This is a genomic window from Gammaproteobacteria bacterium (assembly GCA_011375345.1).
Lineage (GTDB): Bacteria > Pseudomonadota > Gammaproteobacteria > DRLM01 > DRLM01 > DRLM01.
In genome coordinates this window covers 1-17,964 of record DRLM01000070.1, presented here as the reverse complement: position 1 = coordinate 17,964, position 17,964 = coordinate 1, and the positions used below count along the sequence as shown (strand labels likewise).

Sequence of the window (17,964 nt, the reverse complement as noted above, 5' to 3'; positions counted from 1 at the left end):
TGTTTGGGCGGGAGCATTCGGGGCTCACCAATGAGGAAATGGATCGCTGCAATTGTTTGTTGCACATTCCCGCCAATCCCGTCTACCCGTCGCTGAACCTGGGGGCGGCGGTGCAGGTGGTTACGTATGAGACAATGATGGCGGCCCGGGGCGGCGCAGCCGCACCCGCTGCTGCGCGCGGGCTGGCCACGGCGGAGCAGGTGGAAGGCTTTTACCGCCATTTGGAACAGGCGCTGATGGATGTGGAATTTCTCGATCCCGCACAACCCAGGCTGCTAATGCGGCGGCTCAGGCGTTTGTTCAGCCGGGCACAACTGGAGGAGCGGGAAGTGAACATTCTGCGAGGCATACTGACGGCGGCGCAGCGGGCGGCGGGGCGTTGACGGTTTGGACCATTCACCCAGCGCTTCGGATGGGCCCCTCACCCCAATCCCCTCCCGGGGGCAGTGGCATTTCCGGCCATGGCCTGTTCGCCGTGCCTTTTGTGGCGGCTGTGAATAGCAGCCCCGAACAACAGACCTGACACTTATGTTTGAACGCTTGCGCGAAGATGTGAATTGTGTGTTCGGCCGCGACCCGGCGGCGCGGACCACGTTTGAGGTGCTGACCACCTATCCCGGTGTGCACGCGGTGTTGTTTTACCGCCTGTGTCACCGCCTGTGGACCCTGGGTTTGAAATGGCCGGCGCGGGCGGTGTCTGCCCTGGTCCGCTGGATCACGGGCATTGAGATTCACCCCGGCGCCACCATCGGCCGGCGGTTTTTTATCGATCACGGGATGGGGGTGGTGATCGGGGAGACCGCCGAAATCGGCGACGATTGCACGCTCTACCACGGCGTGACCCTGGGTGGCACCAGTTGGGACAAGGGCAAGCGCCATCCCACCTTGATGAACGATGTGGTGGTGGGGGCCGGTGCGAAAGTGCTGGGACCGGTCACCGTCGGCGAAGGGGCGCGGGTGGGTTCCAATGCCGTGGTGGTGAAAGACGTGCCGCCGGGGGCCACGGTGGTGGGCATTCCCGGCCGGGTGGTGCAGCGCCGCGAGCCGGTCAGCGAGGATCAGAAACGGCGCCACGCATTTGCCAGGAAAATCGGTTTTGATGCCTACGGCGCCACCCGCGACATGCCCGATCCTGTGGCCAATGCCCTGGATTGCATGCTGGACCATGTGCACGCCATGGACCGGAAGCTGGACATCGTGTGCGAGGCGCTCAGGAAGTCCGGCGCCAGGTTCGAGGATGTGCCGCTGCCGGATCTGGGGCCCTGCGAGCTGAATAAAACAGAAGCCCCGGCAGAGACCGCGGAAACAAATGAGCGCAAAGACGCCGAAATAAGTTGACGCACCGGGTCAAGTTAGCCACAATTACCTTAATAGGGGTGGGGCATTAGGGTAACAGGGCAAGGGGGTACACCATCATGAGGTTGACGACCAAAGGACGCTACGCCGTGACGGCGATGTTGGATCTGGCGCTGCATGCCAATGAGAAGCCGGTGCCGTTGGCGGAAATTTCCCAGCGTCAGGGTATTTCTTTATCTTATCTGGAACAGCTTTTTTCAAGGCTGCGCAAGCGGGAGCTGGTGGTCAGCGCGCGCGGACCGGGCGGGGGTTACCGTTTGAGCCGCGAGCCCGGCACCATCGCCATCGTCGATATCCTGAGCGCCATTGATGAAAACATTGACGCCACCCGCTGTGGCGGCGAGGGCAACTGCCAGGAAGGCGAGCCCTGTCTGACCCACGAGCTGTGGTGCGAACTCAGCAAGCAGATTTACAATTTTCTAAATGGCATCACCATCGGCGATCTGGTGCAGCGGGGCTCCATCAAGGAAATTGCGGCGCGGCAGGATCACGTGTCTGTGATTCAGCCCATGAGCGTGGTGTAGCGTCTGACAGGCTGTTTTCCGACAGTCTGGGAGGCTGGACAGGCGGTCCGCCTTTTCTGTTTTGTTCCGCAATATTTTTCTGCATGACCCCATGGGGGGTGGCATTGTAAACTGTAGTGGTGAACCCGGTTTATCTCGATTGCAACGCCACCACGCCCGTGGATGAGCGCGTGCAGGAGGCCATGGCGCCTTTTTGGCGCCGCCGGTTCGCCAATCCTTCCAGTGTTCACAAAGCCGGGCGGGAGGCCCGCGCCGCCCTCGAACTGGCTCGGGAACAGGTGGCCGCCTTGGTGGGGGCGCATCCTTCTCAGGTGATCTTTACCAGCGGCGGGACGGAAGCCAACAACCTGGCCTTGTTTGGCACGGCCGGTTTGCGGCGCGCCGGCCGTGTGCTGGTGAGCGCTGTGGAGCATCCTTCCGTTTTGGAGCCGGCCGCCGCCCTGGCGCGGCGGGGCGGTGAGTGCGGGCGGGTGCCGGTGGACCCTGAGGGCCGCGTCACCCTGTCCGCCCTGGAACAGGCATGGAACGGCGGCGTGGGCCTGGTGTCCGTCATGTGGGCCAACAACGAGACCGGCGTGATCCAGGATGTCACCACTCTTGCCGCCCGGGTGCGGGGCCGGGGTGCGTTGTTCCATACCGACGCGGTGCAGGCTGCCGGCAAGCTGGCCCTGGATTTTCCCGCTTCCGGGGTTCATTTGATGAGCCTTTCGTCCCACAAGATCTACGGCCCCAAGGGCGCCGGGGCGTTGATCGTGGACAGGGCGTTGGAGCTGGAGCCCCTGTTATACGGCGGCGGCCAGGAACAGGGGCGGCGCAGCGGCACGGAGAATGTGGCCGCCATCGTCGGTTTTGGCGCCGCCGCGGCGCTGGCGGCAGGGGAGCTGGACCGCCGCCGGCGCCATGTCCGGCGCCTGCGGGAGCAACTGGAACGCACGCTGTCAGAGCGGTTGCCGCAGGTCGTGATTTTTGGGTCGCAGGCGCCGCGCCTGCCCAACACCACCATGCTGGCCCTGCCCGGTGTGGACGGAGAAACTCTGCTCATGCACCTGGACGAGGCGGGTTTCGCCGTGGCCAGCGGTTCGGCCTGCGCTTCGGCGGACCCGGCGCCCAGCCACGTGCTCAGGGCCATGGGGGTGGAAGAGTCGCTGGCGCGGGGTGCCATACGGGTCAGCCTGGGCCAGCAGCACGGGGCTGAAGATGTGGAGGCATTGGTGGCGGCCCTGGTACGGGTCCGGCGGGTTTTGGGCGCATTGGCGGCAGAGAACTGGCAGTAAGACTTTTGAGGTGAGAGATGAAGATCAGCATGACCCCCGCCGCAGCGGAACATGTAAAAAAACAACTGGCCAAACAGGACGGCGCCCTGGGACTCAGGGTGGGCGTGAAGAAGTCCGGCTGCTCGGGATACGCTTACGTGCTCGATTACGCCAAGACCCTGGGTGAGGGGGATGAATTGATCGAGCAGCACGGCGTCAAACTGATCGTTGACAAGTCGAGCCTGGAATACCTGGACGGCACCCAGCTGGACTACGTGCGGGAAGGGTTGAACTCGTATTTCAAATTCAACAATCCCAATGCCACGGACACCTGCGGTTGCGGTGAAAGCTTCAGCGTGCAATAAAAGCGTTTTCCCCGCCGCGCCAATTGCGACGGGCCAGGCGAAACGGTACACTACGCCCCACTATACAAACCCGCCATTTTGAGCGGGTTTTTCTTGAATGAGTCTGTGCCGCTCGGCGAGACGACTGTCATCGGAAACTGATGAGAACACCCGGGGCGGTGGCCGCGACCTGTATTGTGTTCCACACTCATGAGTGACCGGTCTTTTTCGCACCGGCATGGCGCCCGTCACAAGCCGGCCGGAGCCTGGGCGTGAAACAGGCAGAGCAGCAGTTTTGGTGTGTTTTGATTGGAGTGAATCGACAATGGCGATTGAGCGTACCTTGTCCATCGTGAAACCCGATGCCGTGGCGAAAAACGTGATCGGCAAGATCTACGAGCGTTTTGAAAGCGCCGGCCTGAAAATCATCGCCGCCAGGATGTTGCATCTGAGCCGTGAGCAGGCCGAGGGGTTTTATGCTGTGCACAAGGAACGGCCTTTCTTCAACGATCTGGTGGCATTTATGACATCCGGTCCCGTGATGGTGCAGGTGCTGGAAGGCGAGGACGCCATTGCCCGGCATCGCGATATCATGGGTGCCACCAATCCGGCGGACGCGGCGCCGGGCACCCTTCGCGCCGATTTCGCCTCCAGCATCGAGGAAAATGCCGTGCACGGTTCCGATGGTCCCGACACGGCCTCGCAGGAAGTGGCCTACTTTTTCGCCGATATCGAGCTCTGCCCGCGCACGCGGTAGCCGCCTTTGACCGAGACCGCCGCCAAGATCAAGCTGCTGGACCTCGACATGGAGGCGCTGGGGGCGCTTTTTGCTGAATGGGGGGAGAAACCCTTTCGCGCCACCCAGGTCTTGCAGTGGGTGCATCAACGCGGCGTTGATGATTTCGCCGCCATGACCAACCTCAGCAAGGCCCTGCGCGCCCGGCTCAAGGCCGGGATGGTGGTGCGCGTACCCGAATGCGTGTGGGAACAGGTCTCCACCGACGGCACCCGCAAATGGCTGCTCAGGCTGGAGGATGGCAATTGCATCGAGACCGTGTTTATCCCCGAAGACAGCCGCGGCACCCTGTGTGTGTCCTCCCAGGTGGGTTGCGCCCTGAATTGCAGTTTTTGCTCCACGGCCCGGCAGGGGTACAACCGCAACCTCACCACCGGGGAAATTATCGGCCAGTTGCTGGTGGCCTGCCGGGCCCTGGGTGATCATCCCAGGGGCGGGCGCAAAATCAGCAATGTGGTGCTCATGGGCATGGGCGAGCCTCTGTTGAACTTCGACCAGGTGGTGCCCGCCCTCAAACTCATGACCAACGATTTCACTTACGGCCTGTCCAAGCGCCGCGTGACCTTAAGCACTGCCGGCCTGGTGCCCGCGCTGGCGCCCTTGCGGGAGGCCTGCCATGTGAGCCTGGCCGTCTCGCTGCACGCGCCGGACGATGCCTTGCGCAATGAACTGGTCCCCCTCAACATCAAATACCCTATCGCCGAGCTGCTGGACGCCTGCAAGCGCTACCTGGCCGGCGCACCCCACCGGAAAATCACTTTCGAATATGTGATGCTGGACGGCGTCAACGACAGTCCCGCCCAGGCCCGTGCCCTGGCAAAACTGCTGGAGGGCGTGCCGGCGAAAGTGAATCTCATCCCTTTTAATTCTTTTCCCGGCAGCGGCTACCGCAGTTCATCGCCGGAGCAGGTGGACGTTTTTCGCCAGATCCTCAGCCGGGCGGGTCTGGTGACGGTGACCCGCAGGACCCGCGGCGGCGACATCGACGCCGCCTGCGGCCAACTGGTGGGAAAAGTGGTGGACCGCACCCGGCGCTCCGCCCGTTACCTCAACGCCTCGTGATGAGCGCCCCCGACAAGTGCCGGCGCGGTGTGTTCATGTTCTTTGTGGTGGCCGTGCTGGTGGCGTGTTCCGGCACCGGCCGCAGTGTGCGCGATCCCGTCAAAGCCGCTGAGGCCAATGCAGAACTGGGCCTGGCCTATATGCAGCAAGGCCGTTTGGAACTGGCCATGGACAAGTTGCAAAGCGCTCTTGAACTGGACTCCGGGCTGCCCCAGGCCCACCATTACATTGCCGAGCTGTATCAGCGGACGGGTGATGAGAAACTCGCGGACAAGCACTACCGCAAAGCGTTGACATTGGCGCCGGAAGAGCCCATGTTGCACAACAACTATGGGGTGTTCCTCTGTCGCCAGCGCCGTTACCGGGAGGCGGAAGATCATTTCCTCGAAGCCGCCGGCCAGGTGTTTTACCGGTCGCCGGAGGTGGCATACAAAAACGCCGGCGCCTGTGCTTACCACGCGGGTGATCCCGACAAGGCCGAACAGTACTACCGCAAGGCCTTGCAGCTCAAACCGCGCCTGGCCGCCGCCCTGATCGGCATGGCTGAACTCAAGGAAAACCAGGGCGCACACCTTTCCGCCCGTGCTTTTTTGCAACGCTACGAGGAGGTGGCGCGGGTCACGCCCCGGAGCCTGTGGCTGGGGGTCAAGGTGGAGCGCGCGCTGGGTGACGACAAGGCCGCCGCCGCTTATGCCGCCAAGCTGAGACGCCGTTTCCCCGCTGCCGCCGAGACCGCCCGACTGGAGAAGCTGGAATCGCCATGACCGATATGTCCACCGAACACACCGTGGAAGTGGATCACCGGGATCAGCCTGGTCCGGGCGAGAGCCTGCGCCGTGCCCGCGAGGCCCGCAAGCTCACCCTGGAGACCGTCGCCCGCCAGCTGCGCCTGGATGTCGTCCGCATCGCCGCCCTGGAGGCGGAAGATTTCTCCGCCCTGCCGGCACCCATTTTTGTCACCGGCTACGTGCGTTCCTACGCCAGGCTGCTGGGCCTGCGGGAAGAGCCGCTGGTGGCCGCTTTCAATGAGCGGGTGCCGCGGGAGGGGCCGCCTATCGCCCCTGTGGCGCAGCCGCGCATGTCCAGCAACGGCCATTCTTCCCCCACCCTGAAGTGGGGCGCGCTGATGGGGGGGGGTGTCATTGCTGTGGCGCTGGTACTGTACTGGACCGCTCCGCCGGAAGTCAGTGACGAGCCCGGGACGTTCGCGCCGCAGGCGGTGGATTCAGCGAAAGGGGGCCCTCCCGCTTTGATCCTGCCCGAGTTGGCCGCGCCGGCGCCGGCGCCAGGCCAGATCCAGGATGCGCCGGCGCCCGGGCTTGACCGTGGCGTGGAAGAATCCGCGGCCGTGGAGCGCGTCCGCGTTGCCGGGGCCGCTCCGCCCGCGACGGTGGAGGTGGAAAACCCCGCCCCGGCCGAGTCTCCCCCGGTTCCCGCTGCGCCTCCCGCCGCGGCGGCCTCACTGGTATTTACCGTCAGTGCGCCGTCCTGGTCGGAGGTCAAGGATGCGCACGGGAAGCGGCTTTTGTTCGACATGTTGAAAGCCGGAGAGCGGCGCGAGCTGCGGGGCGTGCCGCCCTTCCAGGTCTTGCTGGGATTTGCCCCCGGCGTGACGGTGGAATATGAGGGCCAGCCCTTTGATACCAAGCCCTACACCCGGCGCGACGTGGCCCGCTTCCGGGTGGGTGAGGCCTCCCCGGGGCAGTGAGTGATGCGCCGGCGGGCCGGTAAAACCAACGTCCAGTAGCATTCATGAGCAAACGAGTACAAGCCCTGCGCGGCATGCACGATATCCTGCCGGAGCGTTGCCGCGTGTTCCAGCGCCTGGAAAGCACCTGCCGCGATCTGTTGAGCGCATACGGCTACGAAGAAATCCGCCTGCCCCTGGTGGAGAGCACCGAGCTGTTTCAGCGCACCATCGGCGAGGTTACCGACATCGTCGAAAAAGAGATGTACACCTTCACCGACCGCAACGGTGACAGCCTCAGTCTGCGCCCGGAAGGCACGGCGGGCTGTGTGCGGGCGGGCATCGAGCACGGCTTGTTTCACACCCGCTTCCGCCGCCTGTGGTATGCCGGCCCCATGTTCCGCCACGAGCGGCCACAAAAGGGGCGCTACCGCCAGTTCTACCAGGTTGGTGTGGAAACCTTCGGCATGGCCGGGCCGGACATCGATGCCGAGCTGATTTGCCTCACCCGGCGTTTGTGGCAGGCACTGGGCCTGGAAAACCTGGTGCTGCAAATCAATTCACTGGGTTCCAGCGCCGCCCGGGCCGCCTACCGCGGGCGCCTGGTGGACTACTTTTCCGGGCACGCCGCCGAACTGGACGAGGACAGCCGCCGCCGGCTGCACAGCAACCCCTTGCGCATCCTGGACAGCAAGAACCCGGCCATGCAGCCACTCATCGCCGGAGCCCCCCTGTTGACGGAGGCGCTGGACGAGGAGTCCCGCCGGCATTTCGAGGCTTTGCGCCGCATCCTGGACGCTGCCGGGGTCCCCTATGTGGTGAACCCGCGCCTGGTTCGGGGCCTGGATTACTATTGCCGCACCGTGTTCGAATGGGTGTCGGACCGCTTGGGGGCCCAGGGGACTGTCTGTGCCGGCGGCCGGTACGATGGCCTGGTGGAGCAACTGGGCGGCCGCGCCACACCGGCTGCGGGCTTTGCCCTGGGGGTGGAGCGGTTGGCCGTACTGATGGAAGAGGCGGCCGGGGCACCGCCCTCGCGGGAGCTGGATTGCTATCTCATCGCCGCCGGCGCCGCCGCCCGGGCGCAAAGCATGGTGCTCGCGGAACGCTTGCGCAGCGCCTGCCCCGGCCTGCGCCTGGAAGTGGATTGCTCCGGCGGGGGCATCAAAGCGCAGTTCAAACGGGCCGACCGCAGCGGGGCGGCGCTGGCCCTGATCCTGGGCGAGGATGAGGTGATCAACGAACACCTGGGTGTCAAGCCATTGCGTCAGGATGTGCCGCAGCGTACCGTCCCCTGGGCGGAGTTTGTGGCACTGCTGGGCGCCGCGACCCGGGCGGGTGCGGTGGACACCGTGTTGAAGCGGCTATTTTAGGAGAAATCAAGTGGACGGCTACGCATCAGAAAAAGAGCAGCTTGAGGCGATCAAGAACTGGTTTAAGGCCAACGGCAAATCGCTGCTGACCGGGCTGTTGTTGGGTGCCGCCCTGTTGCTGGGAGGGCGCACGTGGTTGTCCTACCAGGACAGCCAGGCTGTGCGGGTGTCTGATCAATACCAGCAGATGCTGATGGAAGTGGAGCAGGGGGAGACGGAGGCCGCCATGGAGCGGGGCAGCCGCCTGGTGGAAGAACATGGTGACTCGCCCTATGCCACGCTCACCGCCCTGACGCTGGCCAGGCTGAAGCTGGACAGCGGTGACGGTGCCGGTGCCCGGCTCTATCTCCAGCGGGTGATGGACCGGGCCTTCGATGAGGGTTTGAAAAACCTGGCCCGGGTGCGCATGGCGCGGCTGGAGCTGGCCCAGGGTGACGCCCAGGCGGCGCTGGAGGCGGTGAAGACGGTTCAGAGCCCGGCCTTTCAAGGGGTGCTGGGCGAACTCAGGGGCGATATCTTTCTCGCCCTGTCCCGCAAGGATGAGGCCCGGGCGGCCTACGTGGCGGCCCTGGCAGTGGCAGAAGGCGGCATCGCCCGTACGCGTCTGGAGATGAAGCTGGACGAGTTGGGCAGCGCGGACGGCGCCTGATGCGTGCAGCTTTTGCCGCCATCCTGGGGGCCGTTCTGCTGGGCGCCTGCACGGTCCTGCCCGAGGATCAGCGTCCGGCGCCTCTGATTCCCCTGGACCACGCGCTGAAAATCCGCGCCGCCTGGTCGCACCGCCTGGGTGACTGGCTCAGCCCGCCCATGGGCCGTCTGGCCCCCGTGGTCATGGAAGGCCGGCTGTACCTGGTGGACGGTCACGACCGCCTGCGGGTGTTTGATGCGGCAAACGGCCGTCCGTTGTGGGAACGTCCCCTGGGCGGGCGTGCCAGCAGCGCCCTGGGCGCGGGCCGGGGAAAACTGCTGTTGGGGATGCGGGATGCCGAAGTGTGGGCCCTGGATGCCGGGAAGGGGACGGTGTTGTGGCGGCAGACCGTCTCCAGCGAAGTACTGGTGCCGCCGGTGGCCTACCAGGGGTCGGTGCTGGTGCGCACGGGGGATGAGAAAGTCACCGTCCTGAGTGCCGAAGACGGCGGCCGCCGCTGGACCTACGAGCAAAGCGTGCCGGCCTTGACCCTGCGCGGCACCAGTGCCCCGGTGGCGGTGGACGAGGCCGTCTACGCCGGTTTCGCCAACGGCAAGCTGGCGGCCCTGGATATACGCGGCGGCCAGATCATCTGGCAGGTCGCCATTGCCGCCCCCCGCGGCCGCTCCGAGCTGGAGCGCATGGTGGACGTGGACGGCGATCCCCTGATCGTGGGACCGGTGCTCTACACCCTGGCCTATCAGGGCCGTGCGGTGGCCCTGTCGCGCACCACCGGGAAGGTGCTCTGGTCGCGGGAGTTGTCCGCCGTGCACGGGCCGGTGGCCGATGATGATTTGCTGTACATCGCCGATGCCGGGGGGGTGGTCTGGGCCCTGGACCGGCTGAGCGGCGCGCCGGTGTGGAAGCAGGAGGGCCTGCGCCATCGCGCCCTGTCCAAACCTGCCCTGTTCGGGGATTACCTGGTGGTGGCCGACTTCGCCGGTTATCTTCACTGGCTGTCGCGCCGCGACGGCACCGTGCGGGGCCGCTATCGCATGGACGATGCCGGCGTGGTGGCCGCCCTCACCCCTGTGGGCGAGCGCTTGTACGTGGTGGGGGCCAGCGGGGTGATCGAGGCGCTCAAACCACCGCAGCCATGAAGCCCGTCATCGCGCTGGTGGGCCGGCCCAATGTGGGCAAGTCCACCCTGTTCAATTGTCTCACCCGTTCCCGCACCGCCCTGGTGGCGGACCGGCCCGGCCTCACCCGCGACCGCATCTACGGCGGGGGGAAGGTGGGGGGCCGGTCCTATATCGTGGTGGACACCGGCGGGCTCAGCGGCGCTGAAGCCGGCATCGACGGCCTGATGGCGGCGCAGTCGCGCCAGGCCATGGCCGAGGCGGACGTGATTCTGTTTCTGGTGGACGGCGCCGCCGGTCTTACCGCTGCTGACGAGCTGATTGCCGATACCCTGCGTCGTCTGGGCAAACCCGTGTTCGTGGTGGTCAACAAAACCGAGGGACAAGCCCCCCAACTGGTTGTGGCGGAGTTTCAGGCCCTGGGCCTGGGCGCGCCCGCCGCCATCGCCGCTGCCCACAACCGCGGCGTGGCCCCCCTCATGGAACGGGTGCTGGCCACCTTGCCGGCGGCACCAGAGGATGAGGACGAGGCAGACAGCGGCATCCGCGTGGCCGTGGCGGGCCGGCCCAATGTGGGCAAGTCCACCCTGGTCAACCGCCTGCTGGGGGAAGAGCGGGTGGTGGTCTGCGATGAGGCCGGCACCACCCGGGACAGCATTCATGTTCCCTTCGACAAGGACGGCCGGCGCTATACCCTGATCGACACCGCCGGCGTGCGGCGCCGCGCCCGGGTCGCCGATGCCATAGAGAAATTCAGCGTCATCAAGACGCTGCAGGCCCTGGAGGCGGCCCATGTGGTGGTGTTGGTGCTGGACGCCCGGGCCGGCCTGGCCACCCAGGATCTCACCCTGGCCGGGATGATCGTGGACAGCGGCCGGGCCCTGGTCATCGCCATCAACAAATGGGACGGCCTCTCACCGCGACAGCGGCAGCAGGTGAAAGACGATATCGACCGCCGCCTGCCTTTTTTGGATTTTGCCACCCGCTACACCATTTCCGCGCTCCACGGCACCGGGGTGGGCGAGCTGTTCGATTCCGTGGCGCGGGCTTACGACGCCGCCATGCGGCAATTTCCCACGCCCCGGCTCACCCGACTGCTGGAAGACGCCGTGGCTCACAATCCTCCACCGCTGGCGCGGGGTCACCGGGTGAAGCTGCGCTATGCCCACCAGGGCGGCCGCAACCCGCCCCTCATCGTCATTCACGGCACCCGGACCGCGGCCCTGCCGGCCGCCTACCGCCGTTATCTGGCCAACGTCTTCCGCACCCATTTACAGCTCATGGGCACCCCGGTGCGGCTGGAATTCAAAACCGGCGCCAATCCTTACGCCGGGCGCAGGAACAAGCTCACCCCGCGCCAGGAAAACAAGCGCCGCCGCCAGCGCCGCTATCTGCGCAAGCAGGCCCGCTGAGGGTGGTGTCCCCTCTGCTGAGGCGGCGTGATGGGGTATTATTCCCGCCTTCGTTTGCCAGACAGCCGGATTGACATCATGAACATCACCCGCTTCATCGTGTTCGCATTCCTCACCGTCGCCAGCGGCACCGTCCCGGCCCGGGTCTGGCAAGCCACCGAACCTCTGCTCACCGCCCGCGGCGGTGCCGGCGTGATCCAGGTGGATGGCCGGCTCTATGCCATCGGCGGGGTGGACGGCCTGCGTTTCATCAACAGCGCTGAATTTACCACCATCCGGTCCGATGGCAGCTTGGCGCCCTGGCAGAAGATCAGCGCTTTGAACGAGGAACGGGGCTTTTTCGGTGTGGCGGCGCACGGTGGGTTCATCTACGCGGTGGGCGGGGGCAACGGCCCCGGTGGCCACCATCTGCTGCGCACCGTGGAGCGGGCCGCCATTTTGGCGGACGGCCGGCTGGGGCCCTGGCAGCGGGAAAACGCCCAGCTCAATTTGCCGCGCCGCTGTGCCAAGGTGACCGTGATCGGCGATTATCTCTATGCCTTCGGCGGCTTCGGCGGCACCCTGCTGGACAGCATCGAGCGGGCGCCCCTCCGGGCGGACGGCAGCCTGGGGGCCTGGGAACTCTTGTCCCGGCGCTTCACCCTTCCCCGCTACATTCACGCCATGGCGCAAACGGACAAGGCGTTGTACGCCCTGGGGGGGCACGCCGAGCAGGGTGGCACTGGCAAGGCCGAGGTGGAATATGCGCTGTTTGACGGAACAGGGGAGATCGGCCCGTGGCAGGCCGCGCCTGTCATGAAGCAGGGCCGCTACGGCCTCGCCGCCCTGGCCCACGGGGACTATGTCTACGCCTTCGGCGGGCTCAGCGGCGCCACCTTTTACGACGCGGTGGAACGCAGCCGGATCGGCGCCGATGGTGCTCTGTCCTCCTGGGAGAGCGCGGCGCCCCTGCCCGCCCCCTTTGCCGACATCGGCGTGGCCGGTTACCAAGACTGGGTGTACGTGGTGGGCGGCACCAATCGGGAAGGCTATTTCGACAGCGTGTTCGTTGCCCGACTGAACGCGCAGGGCGACTTTGTGGATCTCCCCGCGCCGGCCGCCGCCCGGGCGCCCGCGCCCGCCAAGCCGGTGTTGATGCCTAACAGCGGGGTGGTGGTGAAAATCATCGATGGTGGCGCCTACAGCTATGTGGAGATCGACACCGGCGCCGGCCACGAATGGCTGGCCGCGGCGCGCAGTGAACTCAAAGCGGGCGACCGGGTGCACTACAGCCCCGGCATATTCATGGAAAACTTCTACAGCAAAACCTTGCGGCGCCGCTTCGGGCTGATCCGCTTTGTCGGCAAGCTGGAGAAGCTGCCTTGACAGCAGCGATGCGGCGGCTCAGTCGCGCAAATTGACGAATTGCAGCGGCAGGCCCAGCCTGGCCTCCCGCAGCAGGGCCATGACCGCCTGCAGGTCGTTCTTTTTCTTGCCGCTCACCCGCACCTTGTCGCCCTGAATTGCGGTCTGCACCTTCAGCCTGGTGTCTTTGATGCGTTTGACAATGTCCTTGCCCAGGGCGCTGTCCAGACCCTGGCGTACAGTGAGTTTCTGCCGCGCTTCCTTAAACGCCAGTTCCGGGTCGTTGATCTCCAGGCTGGCGACATCGACGCCGCGCCGGGCCAGCTTGCTCTTGAGTATGTCCAGCATCTGATTGAGTTGAAAATCCACGTCGGCATACAGCGTGATTTCGCCGTCACTGTGTTCAATCCGCGCGTTGCTGCCCTTGAAGTCGAAGCGGGTGCCGATCTCGCGGTTGGCCTGATCGACAGCGTTGCTCACTTCGTGCATGTCCACTTCCGAGACTACGTCGAACGACGGCATTGCGCTACTCCTGTGGGAATGGGCTGAAAGGTGGAAAATGAATGCCGCCCCCGACGATGCGGCCGGAGCGGGTGCACGGCTGCCGCGCTGTCGGGGCGGTGTATTGCCGGATTTTGAGAGCTATTCAGTGCGATTCGTGACTTCCACGAGATGATAGCCAAACTGGGTTTTCACCGGCCCCTGTACCGTACCGACTTCGGCGCTGAACACCACTTGGTCGAATTCCGGCACCATTTGTCCCGGCATGAATTCCCCCAGCTCACCGCCACGCTTGCCGGAAGGGCATTGGGAGTGCTGCTCTGCCAGCTCTGCGAAATCGGCGCCGGCTTCGATTTGTCCCTTGAGGTCTTCGCAGGCGTCTTCAGTGCTGACCAGGATGTGGCGTGCGGATGCTTTAACCATGACCAATATTTCCTTTTGGTTACAAAATGAGTGCAAGGTGGCTTGGCCACCCAAATACCAACCCGGCATTTGAAATTGCCGGGTGAATGTCGCGGGCGGCCGTCAAACGGTTCAGGACGGCCTGTTTGATGGCCGGGCCAATAGTAACAGCAAATCACGGCTTTCCGTTATGGCTGCTGTTCTGCCCTGCTCCGGGAGCCGTGCGCCGGGCCAGGAAAGAACCCATTGGGCGTCTGCCGGGTGGGGGCAAACTACCGGCCCAGGTCCGCCAGTGCTTCGGAGCCCAGAAACAACTTCGGATTTACCCGGGCGTTGTTCAGGCTCACGCTCCAGTGCAGATGCGGCCCAGTGACGCGGCCGGTGGCGCCCACCGCACCGATAACCTCCCCTTGTTTGACGCGCTGGCCTTGGGCCACGTCGGTACGGGACATATGGCAATACAGGGTCACCAGGCCCTGGCCGTGGTCGATGAGCACGGTGTTGCCGTTGAAAAAATAGTCCCCCACCGCCGTCACCACGCCGTCCGCCGGTGCCTTGATGGCGGCTCCCTCGGGGGCGGCGATGTCCAGGCCGCTGTGGGGTTTGCGGGGCTGGCCATTGAAAACGCGCCGCAGGCCGAAGGGGCTGCTCAAGGGGCCGGTGGTGGGCAGGATGAAGCGCAAGGGGACCTCTGCTTGGTTCCGCCAGGCCGCGAAGGCGGCATTCATTTCCTCCCGTTCCCGGACGATGCGGTCCAGGTCCCGCTGCAGGGGATTGACCTTGCGCTTGTTTTTGATGGTGAGGTGCTGGGTCTCGTAATGTTTGGGGCGCACCTGGAAGGGAATCCTGCGGGGAGGGTTGCGGCTCACGTCCAGATGATAATCGCCGGGTTTCAGGTTCAGGGGCAGGCCCACCACCGCCAGCCAGCGCTCCCCGTCCCGGACCACCATCACGCGCCGCTGGCGAAAGCGCACCCGGGGCGCCACTTCCCCGCCCCGCGCCACGGTCACCACTGCCACGCCGCCGGGTACGGCCTCCGGCCGTGGCAGATCCACCGCCGCGGCCGGGGCGGCAGCGAGCAGGAGCAGCCCCAGCCCCAGCCCCAGCCCCAATAACTGGCCCGGCGATGGCAACACGTGTTTCATGGTTTGCCTTTCTTTGCCGTCCTCGCCGGTACCGGCGCGGGACCCCGGCCCCGCGACGATGGTGCCGGCCTGCACAGTTTTTCCGGCGCGGCGGCGCCCGTCGGCACTGACTCGTCCACGGTGCAACGCAAATGCCCGCGCGCCAGCCGCGCCTCGATCTGTTCCCCGGGGCGCACCCCGGCCGCGCTGCGCACCACCTGGCCGTCCCGGGCCCGCATGACGATGGCGTAGCCCCGCTCCAGGGTGGCCAGGGGGCTGACAGCGTGGAGCGCCCGGCCCAGGCTGCCCAGGCGGCTTCGCTGCTGATCCAGCTTGCGGGTCATGGCGCGCCGGAGTCGGCCGCGCAAATGCGCCAGTTGCAGGGTGCTTTGGCGCAGGCGGTGGTCGGGGGTGTGGCGCCGCAGGGCGGCGCCGGCGGCCGCCAGGCGGGCGCGGGCGTGGCGCAGGAGGTGGCCTTGCGCCCGTTCCAGCCGCCCGCCCAGCTCGTCCAGCCGCTGCTGATGTTGCTGCAGGCGGCGGGCGGGGTGTTGTTGTTGGAGCCGGGTGCGTAAAAAGGCCAGCTGCCGGGCCTGTTGCGCCAGCCGTTCCCGCAGGCGCCGGGCCAGGCGCATCTCCAGGGCCGCCAGGCGGGCTAGCAGGGCGGCGCCGTCGGGGCTTACCAGTTCGGCGGCGCCGGAGGGGGTGGGGGCGCGCCGGTCGGCGGCGAAATCGGCGATGGTGACGTCGGTTTCGTGGCCCACGCCTGCCACCAGGGGCAGGCGGCAGTCGAAGATCGCCCTGGCCACTGCTTCCTCGTTGAAGGCCCACAAGTCTTCCAGGGAGCCGCCGCCCCGGGCCAGGATCAGCACATCACACTCCTGCCGCCGGTCGGCCAGGCGGATCATGCGGGCGATATCCGCCGCCGCGGCCGCCCCCTGCACCGGCACGGGGTAGACCAACACCGCCGCCGCCGGATAGCGCCGCCGCAAAATGTGCAGGATGTCGCGCAGCGCCGCCCCGGTGGGGGAGGTGATGACGCCGATGCGGTGGGGGGTGTCCGGCAGCGGCTTTTTGTTGGCGGGATCAAACAGCCCCTCCGCCTCCAGGCGCTTTTTCAGCGCCTCGAAAGCCCGCCGCAAGTGGCCGTCTCCCGCCTCCTCCATGGTCTCGACAATGAATTGATAATCGCCCCGCGGCTCGTACAGGCTCACCCGGCCCCTGAGCTGCACCTGCATGCCGTCTTTGGGCGCAAAGTTCAGCAGGACGTTGCGCATGCGGAACATGGCGCAGCGGAGCTGGGCGTCGGCGTCCTTGAGGGTGAAATAGAGATGGCCCGAACGGGGGCGCGAGAGGTTGGAGATTTCCCCCTCCAGCCACAGGGCGGGAAAGCCGCGGTCCAGCAGGGCGCGCACTTCCCGGTTCAGGCGGGAGACGGTGTAGACCTCCCGCGCGGGCGGGGCGAACAACTCAGTGCTTTGCAGCGTCTCCATGGGGCGCCATCATAGCAGTTCGGAGGCCGCCTCAGTCCGCGGCCTGTCGCGCCCGGCGTCCCAGGCTGGCCACGGCCCGGTGCAGGATCTCGCCGGCGCAGGCGCCCACGCTCAGGCGCAGGTGGTGGCGGTATTGGCCGGCGGGGGAGAAGATCAGCCCCGGCGTCACCGCAATGTTGTCGCTCAGGGCCTCGCGGTGGAGTTGCACGCTGTCCACGCTTGCGGGCAGTTCCAGCCAGAGCAAAAAGCCGCCCTCGGGCTGGGTGTAGCGTGTTCCCGGGGGGAAATGGCGGTCGATGGCGTGATAAATCTGTTCCAGACGCTGGCGGTAGCGCGGCACCGCGCGGCGCAGGTGGCGTTGGAACCCCCCGTCGGCCAGGAAATCCGCCAGGGCGAGCTGGGTGGGGGTGGCGGTGCTCAGATTGCGCAGGAACTTGAGGTAGACCATCCGTTCCAGGTGGCGGCCCGGCACGGCCCAGCCGATGCGGTAGGCGGGGGCGATGGTTTTGGAAAACGAGGCGCAATAGATAATGTTGGCGTCTTCGTCGAAGGCTTTGGCGGCCGGCGGGCGGGGGGAGGCAAAGCTCAAGGCCCCGTACACATCGTCTTCGATGAGCGGCACGCCCCGCGCTGCCAGCAAGGCCACCACCCGGCGCTTGTGCGCGGCCGGCATGCAGGCGCCCAGGGGGTTGTGGAAGCCGGGCATGAGCACGCAGGCACGGATGTTGTGGCCGGCCAGCGCTTGTTCCAGGGCATCGGGCTCAATCCCCGTGCGCGGATGGGTGGCGATTTCCAGGGCGCGCATGCCCAGTGCCTCGATCACTTGCAGGACACCGAAATAAGTGGGGGATTCCACCGCCACCGTCTCTCCCGGCCGGGCCACCGCCAGCAGGGCCAGGCTCAGCGCCTCCATGCAGCCGTTGGTGACGAGCACTTCTTCAGGCAGCACGTTGCAGCCGGCGTCTCGCATCAGGCGGGCGATCTGTGCCCGCAGCAGGGGGTTGCCGCGGGTGGCTTCGTAGCTGGCCGGGGCCTGCCACCGGCGCCGGGCGGTGCCCGCCAGGTGCCGCGCCAGGGCGCTCAGTGGCAGCAGGTCCGCCTCAGGCACCGCGGCCCCCAGCCGGGTGAGTTCGCCGGCGCGGGTCTCGTCCACCAAGGCCATGGCCAAAGCGCCCACGGAGACGTCCCGGGGCGCCGTGGCGCTGGCGGTGGGGGCGGGTTCCGGGGCCCGGGGCGGGCGCGGCGCGGCGCGGGCGAAATGGCCCGATTTGGGCCGCGCCTCCAGCCAGCCTGCCGCTTCCAGATTCCGGTAGGCCAAAATGGCGGTGCTGAGGCTGACCCGGTATTGGCGGGCAAGTTGGCGCACCGAGGGCAGGCGCTGTCCCGGCGGGTAGACGCCGCTGCCAATGGCCTGGCGCATGTCCCGGGCAATGCGCTGGTAGAGGAAACGTGGCGGGGAGGGGGCGTTCATGGTGTCGATCTGTACCGGTCGAATTCATTTTTGTCTGTATCTGTCATGGTCGGTCAAG

At 66.1% G+C, this 17,964-nt stretch carries 19 protein-coding genes; 14 read left to right on the top strand and 5 right to left on the bottom strand.

Features of this window, described 5'->3' with window-relative positions; translation table 11 throughout:
• From ENJ19_05115 to ENJ19_05050, 14 genes are all read left to right on the top strand, one after another.
• Positions 1-383 (top strand): tRNA (cytosine(32)/uridine(32)-2'-O)-methyltransferase TrmJ (locus ENJ19_05115; protein ID HHM05108.1); only part of this gene is annotated, 383 nt, incomplete at its 5' end.
• Positions 384-528: 145 nt separating this feature from the next.
• On the top strand, positions 529-1,338 hold the full coding sequence (gene cysE / locus ENJ19_05110) for a serine O-acetyltransferase (GenBank protein HHM05107.1): 810 nt from the start codon (positions 529-531) through the stop codon (positions 1,336-1,338).
• A gap of 77 nt (positions 1,339-1,415) precedes the next feature.
• Complete coding sequence (locus ENJ19_05105) at positions 1,416-1,880, top strand: Rrf2 family transcriptional regulator (protein HHM05106.1); 465 nt, start codon at positions 1,416-1,418, stop codon at positions 1,878-1,880.
• Positions 1,881-1,996: 116 nt separating this feature from the next.
• Positions 1,997-3,154, top strand: coding sequence for a cysteine desulfurase (locus ENJ19_05100; protein HHM05105.1), 1,158 nt, complete (start codon positions 1,997-1,999; stop codon positions 3,152-3,154).
• Positions 3,155-3,171: 17 nt separating this feature from the next.
• Positions 3,172-3,498, top strand: a complete 327-nt coding sequence (locus ENJ19_05095) for an iron-sulfur cluster assembly accessory protein (GenBank protein HHM05104.1) — start codon at positions 3,172-3,174, stop codon at positions 3,496-3,498.
• A gap of 304 nt (positions 3,499-3,802) precedes the next feature.
• Positions 3,803-4,234, top strand: coding sequence for a nucleoside-diphosphate kinase (locus ENJ19_05090; GenBank protein ID HHM05103.1), 432 nt, complete (start codon positions 3,803-3,805; stop codon positions 4,232-4,234).
• A 6-nt stretch (positions 4,235-4,240) separates the two neighbouring features.
• Complete coding sequence (gene rlmN, locus ENJ19_05085; protein HHM05102.1) at positions 4,241-5,335, top strand: 23S rRNA (adenine(2503)-C(2))-methyltransferase RlmN; 1,095 nt, start codon at positions 4,241-4,243, stop codon at positions 5,333-5,335.
• Positions 5,335-6,099 carry a type IV pilus biogenesis/stability protein PilW gene (gene pilW / locus ENJ19_05080; GenBank protein ID HHM05101.1) on the top strand — a complete coding sequence of 255 codons (765 nt, stop codon included), beginning with the start codon at positions 5,335-5,337 and terminating at the stop codon, positions 6,097-6,099. Before rlmN ends, pilW begins: the two co-directional genes overlap by 1 nt.
• Complete coding sequence (locus ENJ19_05075; GenBank protein ID HHM05100.1) at positions 6,096-7,043, top strand: helix-turn-helix domain-containing protein; 948 nt, start codon at positions 6,096-6,098, stop codon at positions 7,041-7,043. The genes pilW and ENJ19_05075 overlap by 4 nt, the downstream gene beginning before the upstream one ends.
• A gap of 44 nt (positions 7,044-7,087) precedes the next feature.
• Positions 7,088-8,395, top strand: a complete 1,308-nt coding sequence (locus ENJ19_05070) for a histidine--tRNA ligase (GenBank protein HHM05099.1) — start codon at positions 7,088-7,090, stop codon at positions 8,393-8,395.
• Positions 8,396-8,405: 10 nt separating this feature from the next.
• Positions 8,406-9,044: a tetratricopeptide repeat protein gene (locus ENJ19_05065; GenBank protein HHM05098.1), complete on the top strand. Its 639-nt coding sequence runs from the start codon at positions 8,406-8,408 to the stop codon at positions 9,042-9,044.
• Positions 9,044-10,183 carry an outer membrane protein assembly factor BamB gene (gene bamB / locus ENJ19_05060; GenBank protein ID HHM05097.1) on the top strand — a complete coding sequence of 380 codons (1,140 nt, stop codon included), beginning with the start codon at positions 9,044-9,046 and terminating at the stop codon, positions 10,181-10,183. The genes ENJ19_05065 and bamB overlap by 1 nt, the downstream gene beginning before the upstream one ends.
• Positions 10,180-11,574, top strand: coding sequence for a ribosome biogenesis GTPase Der (gene der / locus ENJ19_05055; GenBank protein ID HHM05096.1), 1,395 nt, complete (start codon positions 10,180-10,182; stop codon positions 11,572-11,574). Before bamB ends, der begins: the two co-directional genes overlap by 4 nt.
• Before the next feature lie 30 nt (positions 11,575-11,604).
• Positions 11,605-12,939 carry a hypothetical protein gene (locus ENJ19_05050; protein HHM05095.1) on the top strand — a complete coding sequence of 445 codons (1,335 nt, stop codon included), beginning with the start codon at positions 11,605-11,607 and terminating at the stop codon, positions 12,937-12,939.
• An 18-nt stretch (positions 12,940-12,957) separates the two neighbouring features.
• On the opposite strand, the gene ENJ19_05045 is transcribed toward ENJ19_05050, so the two are convergent.
• From ENJ19_05045 to ENJ19_05025, 5 genes are all read right to left on the bottom strand, one after another.
• Complete coding sequence (locus tag ENJ19_05045) at positions 12,958-13,440, bottom strand: YajQ family cyclic di-GMP-binding protein (protein HHM05094.1); 483 nt, start codon at positions 13,438-13,440, stop codon at positions 12,958-12,960.
• A 120-nt stretch (positions 13,441-13,560) separates the two neighbouring features.
• Positions 13,561-13,842 carry a peptidylprolyl isomerase gene (locus tag ENJ19_05040; protein ID HHM05093.1) on the bottom strand — a complete coding sequence of 94 codons (282 nt, stop codon included), beginning with the start codon at positions 13,840-13,842 and terminating at the stop codon, positions 13,561-13,563.
• A gap of 251 nt (positions 13,843-14,093) precedes the next feature.
• A complete protein-coding gene (locus ENJ19_05035) occupies positions 14,094-14,966 on the bottom strand; it encodes a M23 family metallopeptidase (protein ID HHM05092.1) in 873 nt (290 codons plus the stop codon).
• A complete protein-coding gene (locus ENJ19_05030; protein ID HHM05091.1) occupies positions 14,963-16,435 on the bottom strand; it encodes an exodeoxyribonuclease VII large subunit in 1,473 nt (490 codons plus the stop codon). Before ENJ19_05030 ends, ENJ19_05035 begins: the two co-directional genes overlap by 4 nt.
• A gap of 31 nt (positions 16,436-16,466) precedes the next feature.
• Entirely contained in the window at positions 16,467-17,906 is a 1,440-nt protein-coding gene (locus ENJ19_05025; GenBank protein ID HHM05090.1) for a PLP-dependent aminotransferase family protein, read from the bottom strand.
• Between the last annotated feature and the right edge of the window lie 58 nt (positions 17,907-17,964).